The 13,653-nt window shown below is 69.1% G+C and carries 11 protein-coding genes and 1 pseudogene; 5 read left to right on the top strand and 7 right to left on the bottom strand.

Going from position 1 to position 13,653, the window contains the following annotated elements; all coding sequences use genetic code 11:
- Window positions 1–28: 28 nt before the first annotated feature.
- The 4 genes from AC3WLY_RS01370 to AC3WLY_RS01355 all read right to left on the bottom strand — a co-directional run bounded on the left by AC3WLY_RS01370 (window position 29) and on the right by AC3WLY_RS01355 (window position 4,408).
- Window positions 29–1,000, bottom strand: coding sequence for an ornithine cyclodeaminase family protein (locus AC3WLY_RS01370; protein WP_492310134.1), 972 nt, complete (start codon window positions 998–1,000; stop codon window positions 29–31).
- A 111-nt stretch (window positions 1,001–1,111) separates the two neighbouring features.
- On the bottom strand, window positions 1,112–2,242 hold the full coding sequence (locus tag AC3WLY_RS01365; RefSeq protein WP_175960729.1) for a DSD1 family PLP-dependent enzyme: 1,131 nt from the start codon (window positions 2,240–2,242) through the stop codon (window positions 1,112–1,114).
- A gap of 128 nt (window positions 2,243–2,370) precedes the next feature.
- Entirely contained in the window at window positions 2,371–3,330 is a 960-nt protein-coding gene (locus AC3WLY_RS01360) for a LysR substrate-binding domain-containing protein (protein WP_492310151.1), read from the bottom strand.
- A 163-nt stretch (window positions 3,331–3,493) separates the two neighbouring features.
- A complete protein-coding gene (locus tag AC3WLY_RS01355) occupies window positions 3,494–4,408 on the bottom strand; it encodes an NAD(P)/FAD-dependent oxidoreductase (RefSeq protein WP_492310133.1) in 915 nt (304 codons plus the stop codon).
- A 141-nt stretch (window positions 4,409–4,549) separates the two neighbouring features.
- Between AC3WLY_RS01355 and AC3WLY_RS01350 the strand changes: the two genes are divergently transcribed.
- The 4 genes from AC3WLY_RS01350 (at window position 4,550) to AC3WLY_RS01335 (ending at window position 10,482) form a co-directional block, all read left to right on the top strand.
- A complete protein-coding gene (locus AC3WLY_RS01350; protein ID WP_072442206.1) occupies window positions 4,550–4,990 on the top strand; it encodes an Rrf2 family transcriptional regulator in 441 nt (146 codons plus the stop codon).
- 259 nt (window positions 4,991–5,249) lie between these two features.
- Window positions 5,250–5,837, top strand: coding sequence for a DUF2760 domain-containing protein (locus AC3WLY_RS01345; protein WP_175960723.1), 588 nt, complete (start codon window positions 5,250–5,252; stop codon window positions 5,835–5,837).
- On the top strand, window positions 5,834–7,675 hold the full coding sequence (locus AC3WLY_RS01340) for an Hsp70 family protein (protein ID WP_492310132.1): 1,842 nt from the start codon (window positions 5,834–5,836) through the stop codon (window positions 7,673–7,675). Before AC3WLY_RS01345 ends, AC3WLY_RS01340 begins: the two co-directional genes overlap by 4 nt.
- A gap of 5 nt (window positions 7,676–7,680) precedes the next feature.
- Window positions 7,681–10,482: an Hsp70 family protein gene (locus tag AC3WLY_RS01335; RefSeq protein WP_492310131.1), complete on the top strand. Its 2,802-nt coding sequence runs from the start codon at window positions 7,681–7,683 to the stop codon at window positions 10,480–10,482.
- Between the two features lie 154 nt (window positions 10,483–10,636).
- Here AC3WLY_RS01335 and ctlX read toward each other — a convergent pair whose 3' ends face one another.
- Both ctlX and AC3WLY_RS01325 read right to left on the bottom strand, forming a co-directional pair.
- Window positions 10,637–11,644 carry a citrulline utilization hydrolase CtlX gene (gene ctlX / locus AC3WLY_RS01330; RefSeq protein ID WP_492310130.1) on the bottom strand — a complete coding sequence of 336 codons (1,008 nt, stop codon included), beginning with the start codon at window positions 11,642–11,644 and terminating at the stop codon, window positions 10,637–10,639.
- 59 nt (window positions 11,645–11,703) lie between these two features.
- Window positions 11,704–12,120: pseudogene (locus AC3WLY_RS01325) on the bottom strand (Rossmann-fold NAD(P)-binding domain-containing protein); the annotation flags it as partial.
- Here AC3WLY_RS01325 and AC3WLY_RS01320 point away from each other — a divergent pair.
- On the top strand, window positions 12,039–12,401 hold the full coding sequence (locus AC3WLY_RS01320) for an Lrp/AsnC family transcriptional regulator (RefSeq protein ID WP_492310150.1): 363 nt from the start codon (window positions 12,039–12,041) through the stop codon (window positions 12,399–12,401). The pseudogene AC3WLY_RS01325 and the gene AC3WLY_RS01320 sit on opposite strands and share 82 nt — an antisense overlap.
- 73 nt (window positions 12,402–12,474) lie before the next feature.
- Here the strand turns inward: AC3WLY_RS01320 and AC3WLY_RS01315 are convergent, their stop codons facing one another.
- Window positions 12,475–13,398 (bottom strand): LysR family transcriptional regulator, encoded by a 924-nt coding sequence (locus tag AC3WLY_RS01315; RefSeq protein ID WP_425130129.1) that lies wholly within the window; start codon window positions 13,396–13,398, stop codon window positions 12,475–12,477.
- Window positions 13,399–13,653: the final 255 nt, after the last annotated feature.

The raw sequence follows: 13,653 nt of genomic DNA, 5'->3' as shown, positions 1-13,653 counted from the left end.
GCGGATGACGGTGCGGGGTGGAGGGCGTTCACCACGGCCATGGTACTGAGGTTCCCGTGCCGTTTTCAAGGGCCTGCTCATACAGGAAGCGCGCAACGGTCAGATCCTGGAGCGCGAGTCCGGTCATGTCGAATACGGTGACGTCGCTCGGCGAGCGGTCGATCGACGCCGTTCCGGCGAGCAGGTCGCCGATTTCGGTGCGCGGCAGATCCGGCGCCCACTGGCACTCGCCGATGCTGCGCGCCTGATCGTGATCGTCCACAAAAACGCGCGCGCGTTCCAGCACGCCTGCCGGAAGTTCGCGCTTGCCCGCGGTGTCGGCGCCCACACAGGTCAGGTGGGTACCCGGCTGAACCGCATCCGCATCGAACAACGCACCGCCGCCCGGCGTTGCCGTGATGACCACATCGCTATCGGCCACCGCGTCGTTCCGGTCGCGAGCGACGCGGATTTCGCATCGTCCATGGAAGGCCGATTCGAACACCGGGTCCGGCTCGCCGCTGCGGTTCACGTACCGCACCGCGCAACGTTGCGGCAGCAGCCTGAGTGCGTATTCGAGCTGGACGCGCGCCTGCACGCCCGTGCCGAACACGCAGATCCGCGCGCTGTCGCGGCGGGCCAGCAGTTGCAGCCCGAGGCCGCCGGCGGCACCGGTCCGCGCGGTGGTGATCGCGTTGCCGTCCATGATGCAGACGGGGCGGCCCGTGGCCGGATCGAACAGCGCAACGGTTGCCTGATGCGGCTCGCCGCCGCGGCTCCGGTTGCCGGGCCAGAATCCGGCCGCCTTGAACCCGAGAAGATCCTGGCTCGCGACGTCGCCGGACTTGATGCCGAATACGCCGTCGGTGTGCAGCTTCTCGCGGACCACCGGGAACACGCGTCCGGCCCTTTGGCTGTGCAGCACGAAGGCTTCCCGCACCGCGGCAATCACTTGCTCGGCCTGAAGGGCGGGTTCGACGGCATCGCGGTCGAGAAGAAGGAGTCGGGCGTCTGTCGGCATGTCAGGTCAGGCTTTCCGGCCCAGGGGCGAATCGGGAAGGTTTAAATTGTGTCCAGATTTAGACAAATAGTCAAATTCTGGGCCGGACGGGGCGTGGAGGCCACGCTCCGCTCACCACCCGTAGAAGCGCGGCCACGTGTGTACGACCCCGTCTTCGCCGATGGCCTGATATTCGGGATGTTGCGCGCCGGTGGCGCATGCGTGATTCGGCAGGATGCGCAGGCGCGTGCCGATCGGAAACCGCTGCGCGATGCCTGTGTCGGGCGAGCCGATACGCGACACGATGCCGTGCTCCTGGTTCGCTGCGCTCGCGACGTAGTCGCCGAGCACTTCGCCGTTTTCGGTGCAGACCTGCCCGTAGCCGAAATCGCGGGCCTGACGCTGCGTGCCGCGGTCGCGGCTCATCGCCATCCAGCCCGCGTCGACGATCGCCCAGCCTTTCTCTTCCTGGTGTCCGATGACGGTGGTCAGCACCGACAGCGCAATGTCGGACAGCCCGCACACGCCGATGTTGTGCATCACGAGGTCGAACATCACGTACACGCCGGCGCGGACCTCGGTGATGCCGTCGAGGTTGTCCGCCGACAGGGCGGTGGGCGTCGAACCGATACTGACGACCGGGCAGGGCAACCCGGCGGCCCTGAGGCGCTGCGCGGCCCGCACGGTGCGGCTGCGCTCCTGTTCGGCGATCGCCGCCAGCGCTTCGCGCGTATCGTACTCGTAGCTGGAGCCCGCGTGGGCCAGCACCCCGCCGAGCGCCATTCCGCCGTCGACCAGTGCGCGGCCGACGTCGATCAGCAGGTCGTCCTCGGGCGGGACGCCCGAGCGATGGCCGTCGACGTCAATCTCGATCCAGACCTCGAAGCGTTCGCCATGCTCGCGCCCGAATGCGGCGATCGCGTGTGCGGCCTGCAGGCTGTCGGCGACGATCTTCAGGTCGCAGCCTTGCCGGCGCAGCGCAAGCGCCTGGCCCAGCTTCGCGGGCACCATGCCGACCGCATAGACGATGTCCCGGACGCCGCCCGCGAAGAACTGCTCGGCTTCCTTGAGCGTCGACACCGTGATGCCCTGCGCGCCCGCCGCGATTTGCGCATCGACGACTTGCCGGCATTTGGTGGTCTTGACGTGCGGCCGGAACCTGACGCCGAGTGCGTCCAGATGTGCCTGCATGCGGTCGATGTTGCGACGCATGCGGCCGACATCGATCAAGGCGGCCGGGGTGTTGAGGGTTTGAATGTCCACGATGCGTTGGGTGCGATGTTGTCGACAGCGAACACAGTAGGGCAGCCGGCGGACACCGTGTTTAACGCATGGCTAATCCACCATTAAGCGCGATTTAATCGACTGAATCGCGCGGACCGCGGTGCGGCTCATGCCTTGCCGCGCCACGGCGGCGGATCGAGGAACTGCCGTGCCGCTTCGAGAAAAACCCGTTGCCGCGCGGATCGGCCGGTTCGCGACGGCAACAGCGCCGTGACAGGCGCGGGCGGCAGGCTCCAGTCGGGCAGCAACCGCACGAGCTTGCCGCTCGCCAGCAGCGGGGCGACGTCCCATTCCGAGCGCTCCACGATCCCGAGCCCGCCCAATGCCCAATCGGTGATGACGGTGCCGTCGTTGGACGACAGCAGGCCCGTGACGCGGATCACGGATGACCGTCCGGACTCGCGTTGACCGTCGCCACTTGGCGAGAAGCGCCATCGCGGAATGTCCTCGTCGTTCTCGCGCAGGCACAGGCAGTCGTATCGGGCGAGGTCGGACGGATGATTCAGTTCCTTGATGCGACGCGCGTAGCCGGGGCTTGCACACAGGAAACGCTCGTTGGGTGCGAGCGGATACCCGATCCACGAAGACGACTTGAGGCTGCCGACGTGCACGACCACGTCGGCAGCCGACGCGCTCGTCAACGGGCTCTCCGACAGATGGAGCGAAATTTCGAGCTTCGGATGCGCGCGTTGCACGTCACGCACGATCCGCGCGACGTACTTGCGCCCGAAGCCGAACGGGGCGACGACGCGCAGCGTGCCTTGCACGTCGCCGTGATCGCCCGAGATGCTGACCGGCAGCGCCTCCACGCGCTCGAGAATATCGACGGCTTCCTGGTACAGCCGTTGCCCTTCGTCGGTCAACGCGATCCCTTTCGACTGCCGCACGGCGAGCCGTGCGTTCAATCGCGCCTCCATCCGCTGCAGGCGTATCGTGACCGCGGGCGGCGTGAGGTCGAGCAGGCGCGCGGCAGCGGCCAATGAGCGCGACGCGCCGATCGCGCGCACGAGTCGAAGGTCGTCGAGATCGAGCATTTCATGTCTCTTAATGCTGGTGTTGCCGAGCATTAAACCGCACATCACGCCGCGAATCCATCGATGCGGCTGCGGATCGCGGCAAATGCGTGCGATGACCGACCGTGTGCGAGCACGTGCCAGGCTCGACAGGTTGACCTTCGTCACGCGGCGAAAGCGCCGCGCGTCGCGTCACACCCGGCTGCACGCATTCCCGTCAAGCGTGCAGCCCGAAAATCAACGACCGGTGCGCACCAACTCCTGCCGCCACCCCCGACGCAGACGCGAACGTCGCGTTGGTCATCAGGCTCGACGCGTCGCCTGCCGCATACACGCCGGCGACGCTCGTCTGCTTCCACGTGTCGACGCGAATCGCGGAGCCAAGCGGCCCTTCGTCGAATGCACACCCGAGCTGCTCCGCGAGATCGCTCGCCATTACCGTGCGCACGCCGACGAACAGCGCATCGATCGGCACGACCTGCCCGTCGGCGAGCCGCAGCGCTTCGATACGCGGCGCATCGCCAAGAATTTCAACAACCGGCGGCCGCTCGATGCGCACGCCGCGAGCGTCGAGCAACGCGGCTTCTTCCTTATTCGCTTCGACCACGCCCTGCGTGAACCACGTCGTCGGGCCCCAGTCCGGAATCAGGATCGCCTGGTGCACGGAAAGCGGATGCGTGGCGAGCACGCCGAGCCGCTGGCCGCTCACCTCGTACCCATGGCAATACGGACAATGCAGCACGCTGATGCCCCAGCGTTCCGCGAGCCCCGGCAGCGCCGGCAGTTCATCGCGGATGCCGGTCGCGAGAATCAGCCGGTCGGCGCTCGCGCGGCGGCCGTTCGACAGCATCACGTGGAAGCGGCCGTCGGCATCGCGCTCGGCCGTGCGCACTTCGCCGTCGACCCGCTGCACGGTCGGATACGCATCCAGTTGCGCGACGGCTTCGGCAACGATCTGCGCGGGCGGCTTGCCGTCCTGCCCGAAAAAGCCGTGCGCGTGCTCGGCAAAGCGGTTGCGCGGCCGGCCGGCGTCGATCACGAGCACGCGGCGTCGTGCGCGCGCCAGCTGCATCGCGGCCGACAGCCCCGCAAAGCTGCCGCCGACCACGATCACTTCATGATGGTTATGCATGCATCCGCTCCTTTCCTGAACCTGCGTGAATGACGGACGTGTCCCGATGGCGGTCAACTCATGAAACACGTGAAGTTGCATGATAGGGCGATGGTATCATTCATGCAACTTCAGAAGTTTCGAGAAAGGGGAGCGCCGCCCGTGAGAACCGACAGCCGTTTGTCGCGCATGCTGCATGCGCTGATCCACATGGACCAGGCCGACGGCCCGCTGACGTCGGAGGCGATCGCGACGATGTTGGCCACGAATCCGGTCGTCGTGCGGCGTCTGCTCGGCGGCTTGCGCGACTGCGGTTACGTGCAGTCGGAGAAAGGGCACGGCGGCGGCTGGGTGCTGAGCGTCGCGCTCGACGACATCACGCTGCTCGACGTCTATCGCGCGGTGGGCGAGCCGCCGCTGTTTTCCGATCTGGTGCCGGAGGACGAGCCCGAATGCCTGGTCGAACAGGCCGTCAACGCGCATCTGTCGGCGACGCTTAAGGACGCCGAAGCGTCGCTGCTGGCGCGCTTCGGCGAAGTCACGCTCGGCATGCTGTCGCGCGATTTCGAAGCGAAAGCCGCGCTGCGGGGCTACACGCGCTGACGCGCCGCAGCATCACGATCGATCGCGCCTGACGTGCAATCCGGCGCGATCCGGCGCGGCCCAAACCGTCGCGCCGCAATGTTCTGTCCCCCAACTTCTGTCCGGTTCGCCCGCCACAGGGCAAAATACGGGTTTTCCGCACCCGCGAGGGCGCGTCCGAATCACGCGCCGGGCGGCGGCAGTGCGCATTTCGCACGCCGCCGCCGGGCGCCCAGGCAAGATTGCTCGCCGTGTCGCGAGCCCACAGGAGTCAGACCCCATGCCCGAATCCAACCTGTCCTTCTTCGGCCGGCTGTCGCTTGCCGTCGGCACGTTCTTCTCCGTGCTCGGCAACCGCGAGTTCGCGGCCGGCGTGCTGCGCGTGCGCGACGGCGCCCCGGCAGCGGTCGCGCCGGCACCCGCGGCCGCACCGACCCCGGCCCCCGCACCTGCGCCCGTGAAGGCCCCGGCGCCCGAGCTGCGCGAAGCGAGCCCGCAGGCCGCGCTGCAACTGCTCGGCCTGCTGCAGCGCGATGCGCGCTTCATCGACTTCGTCGAGGAAGACATCGCCGGCTACGCGGACGCCGACATCGGCGCGGCTGCGCGTCTCGTGCACGACGGCTGCCGTGCCGCGCTGCGCGAACACTTCACGATCGTGCCGGTGCGCGACGAAGCCGAAGGCAGCCGCGTGACGCTGCCGGCCGGTTTCGACGCGACGGCCGTGCGCGTGACGGGCAACGTGGTCGGCTCGGCGCCGTTCACGGGCACCGTCAGTCATCGCGGCTGGCGCGTCGCCGACGTGCGCCTGCCGAAGCTGACGGGCAGCCACGACGCATCGGTGGTCGCACCGGCGGAGGTGGAACTGTGAGCGATCCGCGCTATTCGATCGGTATCGACCTCGGTACGACCCACTGCGCGCTGTCGTACGTCGACAGCGCCGCGAGCGACGGCGAAACAATCACGCAGCAGGTGCTGCCGATCGCGCAGCTCACCGCGCCCGGCGCGCTGGAGTCGCGCGACCTGCTGCCGTCGTTCCTCTATCTGCCGCATGAAAGCGAACTGACGCAGGGCGACCTGACGCTGCCGTGGACGGCCTCGCGCGGCTTCGTGGTCGGCGAGATGGCGCGCACGCGCGGCGCCGGCACGCCGATTCGCCTCGTGTCGAGCGCGAAGAGCTGGCTGTGCCACCCGGGCGTCGACCGCCGCGCGGCGATCCTGCCGAGCGATGCGCCGCCCGAAGTGTCGCGCGTGTCGCCGCTGGAAAGCTCGATCCGCTACCTGACGCACCTGCGCGAAGCGTGGGACCACGCGCATCCCGACGCGCCGTTCGCCGACCAGGACGTGACCGTGACGATCCCCGCATCGTTCGATCCGGCCGCGCGCGAACTGACGGCCGAGGCCGCACTTGCCGCCGGCTACACGCGGATGACGCTGCTCGAGGAGCCGCAGGCCGCGCTGTACAGCTGGATCCAGAAGAGCGAAGGCGGCTGGCGCAAGCAGGTGCAGGTCGGCGACCTGATCCTGTGCGTCGACGTCGGCGGCGGCACGACCGACCTGTCGCTGATCGCGGTGGTCGAGCGCGACGGCAATCTCGAACTGCATCGCGTGGCGGTCGGCGAGCACATCCTGCTCGGCGGCGACAACATGGACCTCGCGCTCGCGCACGTGGTCGCGCGCAAGCTCGCGCAGCAGGGCACGCAGGCCGATCCGTGGCAACTGCGCGCGCTCACCTACGCATGCCGCGCCGCGAAGGAAACGCTGCTGTCCGACCCGACGACCGACGCGGTTCCGCTCGTCGTGCCGAGCCGCGGCTCGAAGCTGATCGGCGGTTCGATCCGCACGGAGCTCACGCGCGCGGAACTCACGCAGACGATCCTCGAAGGCTTCTTCCCGCAGGTCGATGCGGCCGCGCGCCCGGTGAGCCGCGCGCGCGTCGGCCTGACGCAGCTCGGCCTGCCGTATGCGCAGGACGCGGGCATCACGCGCCATCTCGCGGCGTTCCTCGGCCGCCAGGTCGCGGCGCTCGACACGCTCGAAGGCGTGCAGCGTACGCTGCCGCAGGGTGCGACGTTCCTGCATCCGACGGCCGTGCTGTTCAACGGCGGCGTGTTCAAGTCGGCGCTGCTCACGCAGCGCGTGCTCGATACGCTCAACAGCTGGCTGGCCGCCGAAGGCGCGCCGCCCGCGCGCCTGCTCGAAGGCGCCGATCTCGATCTCGCGGTCGCGCGCGGCGCGGCTTATTACGGCTACGTGAAGCGCGGCCGTGGCGTGCGCATTCGCGGCGGCACGGCGCGTGCGTACTACGTCGCGATCGAATCGGCGATGCCCGCGGTGCCGGGGCTCGAACCGCCGGTGCAGGCGCTGTGCGTCGCGCCGTTCGGGATGGAGGAAGGCTCGGACGCGGCGCTGCCGCCGCAGGAGTTCGGCCTCGTCGTCGGCGAACCGGTGCAGTTCCGCTTCTTCGGTTCGTCGGTGCGCCGCCAGGACCAGGTCGGTACGCTGCTCGACTACTGGTCGCCGGAAGAATTGCAGGAGCTGGAGGAAATCCAGGCGACGCTGCCCGCCGAAGGGCGCACGGTCGGCGAGATCGTGCCGGTGAAGCTGCATGCGCGCGTGACCGAAGCCGGCACGCTCGAACTCGAGGCGATCCCGAGCGGCACGAACGAGCGCTGGAAGGTCGAGTTCGACGTGCGCGGCGCCGCCTGAGCGCGATGAAGCGCTATACGGTCGGCATCGACCTCGGCACGAGCAATACGGTCGTCGCATACGTCGAGGCCGGCTCCGACGCGATCCGCGTGTTCGACGTCGAGCAGCTCGTCGGCCCCGGCGCAGTGGCCGCGCAGCCGCTGCTGCCGTCGGTGCGCTATCACCCGGCGGCCGGTGAGCTCGCGGCGGACGCGTTGAGGTTGCCGTGGCAGGCGGCCGGCGCACGCGACGCGGCCGCCCGTTCGGGCGGCGGCCGTGACGGCGGGTCAGCCGGTCGTGACAGCGGCGCTGGTGACGCGCTGCCGCCCGTGATCGGCCGCTATGCACGCACGCTCGGCGCGCAGGTGCCGGGCCGGCTCGTGACGAGCGCGAAGAGCTGGCTGTCGCACGCATCGGTCGACCGGCTCGCGGCGATCCTGCCGTGGGGCGCGGCCGACGGCGTCGACAAGGTATCGCCGGTCGACGCGAGCGCGAGTTATCTCGCGCATGTGCGCAACGCGTGGGACGCACGTTTTCCCGATGCGCCGCTCGCGAAGCAGGACGTGATCCTGACGGTGCCCGCGTCGTTCGACGACGGCGCGCGCGCGTTGACGGTCGAGGCCGCGCGGCGCGCGCGGCTGCCCGCGCTGCGGCTGCTGGAAGAGCCGCAGGCCGCGTTCTACGACTGGCTGTACGGCCAGCGCGCGACGTTGCGCGACACGTTCGCCGACGCGCGGCGCGTGCTGATCTGCGACGTCGGCGGCGGCACGACCGACCTCACGCTCGTCGATGTCGCACCGGGCGACGACGGCGAGCCGACCTTTACGCGCGTCGGCGTCGGCAACCACCTGATGCTCGGCGGCGACAACATGGACCTCGCGCTCGCGCGCCTGGTCGAGACGCGGCTGACCGAGCCCGGCACGCGGCTGTCGGCCGCGAGCCTGTCGCAGCTCGTCGAGCGCTGCCGTGCGGCGAAGGAGCGGCTGCTCGGCGACGACGCACCGGCGTCCGTCACCGTCACGCTGCTCGGCGCGGGCAGCAAGCTCGTCGGCGGCGCGCGTTCGGCCGAACTGACACGGCAGGAAGTCGAACAGATCGTCGTCGACGGTTTCTTTCCGCAGGTCGAGGCCGGCGAACTGCCGCGCCGCGCGCGGGCGGCGATCGTCGAATTCGGGTTGCCGTATGCGAGCGACCCGGCCGTCACGCGGCACGTCGCCGCGTTCCTGAACCGTCATGCGGAAGGCCCGCTGCCCGACACGCTGCTGCTCAACGGCGGCGTGTTCCGTGCGGGCGCGCTCGCCGGCCGTCTCGCGCAGACGCTCGGCGCGTGGCGCGGCGCGCCGCTCGACGTGCTGCACAACGCGCATCCGGACGTGGCCGTCGCGCGCGGCGCGGTGGCCTACGGGCTCGCGCGCGCCGGGCATGCGCCGCGCATCGGCGGCGGTTCCGCGCGCAGCTATTTCCTCGTGCTCGACGATGGCGCCGGCGACGCAGCCGCGCGCGGCGTCTGCCTGCTGCCGCGCGGCGCGGAAGAGGGCCGCGAGATCCGGCTCGAGGATCGCACCTTCGCGCTGCAGCTCGGGCAGCCGGTGCGTTTCCACCTCGTATCGACGGTGGCCGAGACCGCGTACCGGCCCGGCGATCTGGTCGAACTCGACGGCGGCGATTTCGTGCGGCTGCCGCCGATCGCGACGGTCGTCGAGCGGCAGGCGGGCAGCGATGCGCGCGAAACGCCGGTGAAGCTCACCGCATCGCTGACCGAGGTCGGCACGCTCGAAATGCATTGCATCGCGACCGACGACGCGGCACGCCGCTGGCGGCTCGAATTCCAGTTGCGCGGCGATGCGCCGGCGCACGGCGGCGACGATGCGCCCGCGCGGCATCCGCGTCTCGACCAGGCCATCGAGCTGATCGAGCGCTCGTTCGGCAGCAAGGCCGCCGACGTTACGCCGAAGGATACGCGCCGGTTGCGCGCGCAACTTGAGCAGGTGCTCGGCCCGCGCGACGAGTGGGACGTCGCGCTCGCGCGCGAACTGTTCGACGCGCTGCTTGCGCGGGCGCGGCGCCGCCGGCGCTCGGCCGATCACGAACGCGCGTGGCTGAACCTCGCCGGTTATTGCCTGCGTCCGGGCTTCGGCCATCCGCTCGACGCGTGGCGCATCGAGCAGCTTTGGCCGCTGTTCGACGACGGGATTCAATACGTGAACGACGCTCAGGTATGGTCCGAGTGGTGGACGCTGTGGCGGCGCGTGGCCGGCGGTCTCGACGACGATGCGCAGACGCAGGTGCGCGACGCGATCGCGTTCCTCGAACCGTCCGACGACAAGCGGCGCAAGCTGCCGTTCGATCCGGGCAAGGTCGGCCCGGCCGACATGACGCGGCTGTCCGCATCGCTCGAACGGTTGCCCGTCGAGCGCAAGGTCGAGCTGGCCGAGCGCCTGATCGCGCAATTGCAGAAGCCGGCCGAGCGTGCGCTGTGCGCATGGGCGCTCGGGCGCATCGGTGCGCGCCGGCCGTTCTACGGCAGCGCGCACAGTGTCGTGCCTGCGGAAGTCGCCAATGGCTGGCTCGACGCGCTGTTCGCGCTCGACTGGAAGCAGGTCGAGCCGGCCGCATTCGCGGCTGCGCAGATTGCCCGGATGACGGGCGACCGTTCGCGCGACCTGCCGGACGATACGCGCGACGCGGTGATCAAGCGTCTGTCGGCCGCGAATGCATCGGCCGCATGGATCGACATGGTGCGCGAAGCGATCGCATTCGACGAAGCCGACACGGTGCGTGTGTTCGGCGAGACGCTGCCGGCCGGGTTGAAGCTGCTGGCCGGGTGAGCAGCGCGGCGGGCTCCGGTATCGTTCGGATGCCGGAGCATTCCGCGGCGTTGCCGATGCGGGCCGACGCCCGCCGATTCAATGCCCCGTCGAACAAGAAAACGGCTGCCGTTGCATCGCATCGGCAGCCGTTTGCGCTTTGCCGGGTTGCCGGTCAGATCTGCGGCGTCGTCTCGCGTGGCGATGCGGCCGATTCTCCGGCGATCGCATCCGGCGCGGTTGCCCGCCGCGCGAGATGAATCCCCGCGAGCATGCAGCGCACCGATCCGCCGGCCAGTTCGATCGTCGGCACGTCGAGCGGCAGCAGCCGTGCGGAGCGCTCGATCGTCGCGCGCTGGTCGGGTGTGAGGCAATCGAACGCACGCCGCGACAGCGCGAGCACGCGCCCGTTTCTTCCCGACAATTCCAGCGTATTGCCCGCGAAGTTCGCGATCTGCGACTGATCGAGCGCGATCACCGCGCGTCCCGTTTCAGTCAGGCGTTGCGCGATTTCGGCGCGGCGCCGGCGGTCGGCGATCAGGTCGAGGCCGACCATCGCGAACTCGGTTGCGACGCTCATCATCACGTTCGTGTGATAGATCGGGCGCCCGTCGGCGTCGGCCGTATCGAAGCAGATCGGCTCGAAATTGAAGTGCGTGCAGAAGCGTTCGAGCGCGACCGGATCGGCGCGGCGCGAACGCGCGGTGTATGCGATCCGCGCGACGTGGTCGAGCACCATCGCGCCCGTGCCTTCCAGGAATACGTCGTCGTATTCAAGACCCGAATAGTCGATCACGTCCTGCACGCGATACTCGGCCTTCAGCATCTCGACGATGTCCGCGCGCCGCTCGCGGCGGCGGTTCGGGCTGTGCATCGGATACAGCGCGACGTGGCCGCCCGGATGCGTCGAGAACCAGTTGTTCGGGAACACGGAGTCGGGCGTGTCGCGCTCGCCGTGGTCGTCGAACACGTGCACGTGCACGCCTGCGTCGGCGAGTGTTTGCGCGGCGGCCGTGACTTCGTCGCGCGCGGCGGCGGACACCGACACGGACGTCGGGTCGCCCGCGCTGCCGGCGGCCATGCGCTGGAACGCGTTGTCGGCCGCGGTCTGCGGGTTCGGCAGGAAACGATGCGGCCGGATCATCACGACGGCGGCCGGCGCTTGGATCGATACGAGATTCAAGGAAGGAAGGGGCGAAAGGCAGGGAACCGGGCGGCGCATAGGCCACCCGGCGATGACGGTCAGCGCGCGAATGCGGCGACGGCTTCGGTGACGAATGCCGCGTGACCCTGCGCGATCGCGGCCGGGTCGTCGATCAGCGCGAACAGGTTCTTCGGGTCGACGGCCGGCGGAATCAGCGCGATCTCGACGCCCGCGTTGTGCTGCTGCGCGAGCGCATACAGGTAGCGCAGCGCCGAATAATCCTCGAGCGCGAAGCCGACCGAGTCGAACACCGTGACTTCGTCCGCGCGTTCGCGGCCGGTCGTTTCGCCCTGCAGCACGCGCCACAGCTCGGTGACGGGGAAGTCGGCCGGCATCTGCTGGATCTCGCCCTCGATGCGCGACTGCGGCTCGAATTCGACGAACACGCGGCCCGCGTGCAGCACGCCCGCTTCGAGCTCGGTCTTGCCGGGGCAATCGCCGCCGACCGCGTTCAGGGGGTTATACGGTGCGGCTCAAGCCGGCGGCCGAACGGCACCGGATCCGCGCGCTGATGTCGATCGCGGTGCAGGGCAATCGCGGCGCGGAAGTGGTGAAGGTGCTGCGCGGGCACCCGAACGTCGCGTCGATCCACAGTACCAACGGGCGCTGGGATCTCGTCGCCGAATTGCACGCCGATTCGCTCGAGCATTTCGATCGCGTGCTCGGCGCGATCCGGTTGATCGACGGGATCGCGAGTACCGAGACGAGTATTTTGTTGTCGACGCACAAGGCGTGACGCGGGCCGGGCCCGCGTCGGGAGGTCGGCATGAATCGACCGCGCGTGACAAGCCGGCGCCTGTCGATTCCCGTCAACCGAACGTGTCGACGCGCGCCCGCCAGTCGCTTCGCGAAAACGACTCCGTCAGAAACTCGACGAACGCGCGCACCTTCGGCGGCGTGAGGCGCGCGTGCGCGTAGTACACGTAGATCGTGCCGGCCGTCGCCGGATAGCGCGTGAGCACGCGCACGAGCCGGCCTTCGTCGAGATACGGCAGCACATGATGCGCGCCGAGCCGCGCGAGCCCCATGCCTGCCACGGCCGCATCGCAGATGGCATCCAGGTCGGTCAGCACGACGCGTCCGTCGATCGGGACCGTCACCGTTTCGCCATTCACCGTGAACGCCCAGTCGCGCACGCGGCCCGTCGTCGCGGAGCGCAACCGGATGCAGTCGTGGCGCGACAGCTCGGCGAGCGTCGCCGGTTCTCCGTGCTTCGCCAGATACGCGGGGGATGCGACCGTCAGCAACCGGATCGGCACCAGCTCGCGCGCGACGACGTTTGCGTCGTCCTCGACGCCCGAGCCGATCGCGGCGTCGAAGCCTTCCTTCACCAGATCGACGTGGCGGTTCTCGAGGCTCCAGTCGAGCCGGAGGTCCGGAAAGCGTTCGAGAAACGCCGGCATCAGCGGCAACACGTACTGGCGCCCGAACCCCGGCGCGATGCTGATGCGCAGCGTGCCGGCGGGACGCGCGTCGCGCTCGGTCAGGGTCGCCATCGCCTGGCTCAGCGCGTTGGCCGCCGCCGACGTTTCGGCGTACAGCCGTTCGCCGGCCTCCGTCAGCGTGAGGCTGCGCGTCGTGCGGCGGAACAGCCGCGTGCCGAGGCTGCGTTCCAGTTTCGCGACATGCTTGCTGACGGCCGCAGGCGTGACGCCCAGCCGGTTGGCCGCCGCGGAGAAGCTGCCGGCTTCCACGGTCCGGAGAAAGCTTTCCAGCACACGCAGATCGTTCATGACGATTCGATCGAAATCGTTGAAATTAATTCGACACATTATGGACTATTCGGCATGAATGAGCGCGACTAGGATGAGGTCCGTCGTGTCGTGTTCCACGGAAAGGCGGCGCATCATCAGCTATCCGTGACGAACGCGAACGGGCGCGGAGCTGCTTGCGCGCCGGCACGGCAGCGATGGCGGCTTCGTATGTCGAGGCGGTCGTCGCGGCCCGGCAATACGGCGCGAATTCCATTTGCGATCAGGAGGCACATC

Source organism: Burkholderia sp. FW306-1C-G01B, assembly GCF_058781685.1.
Note: the sequence above shows the minus strand (reverse complement) of the source record. Positions and strands in the feature narration are given on the sequence as shown.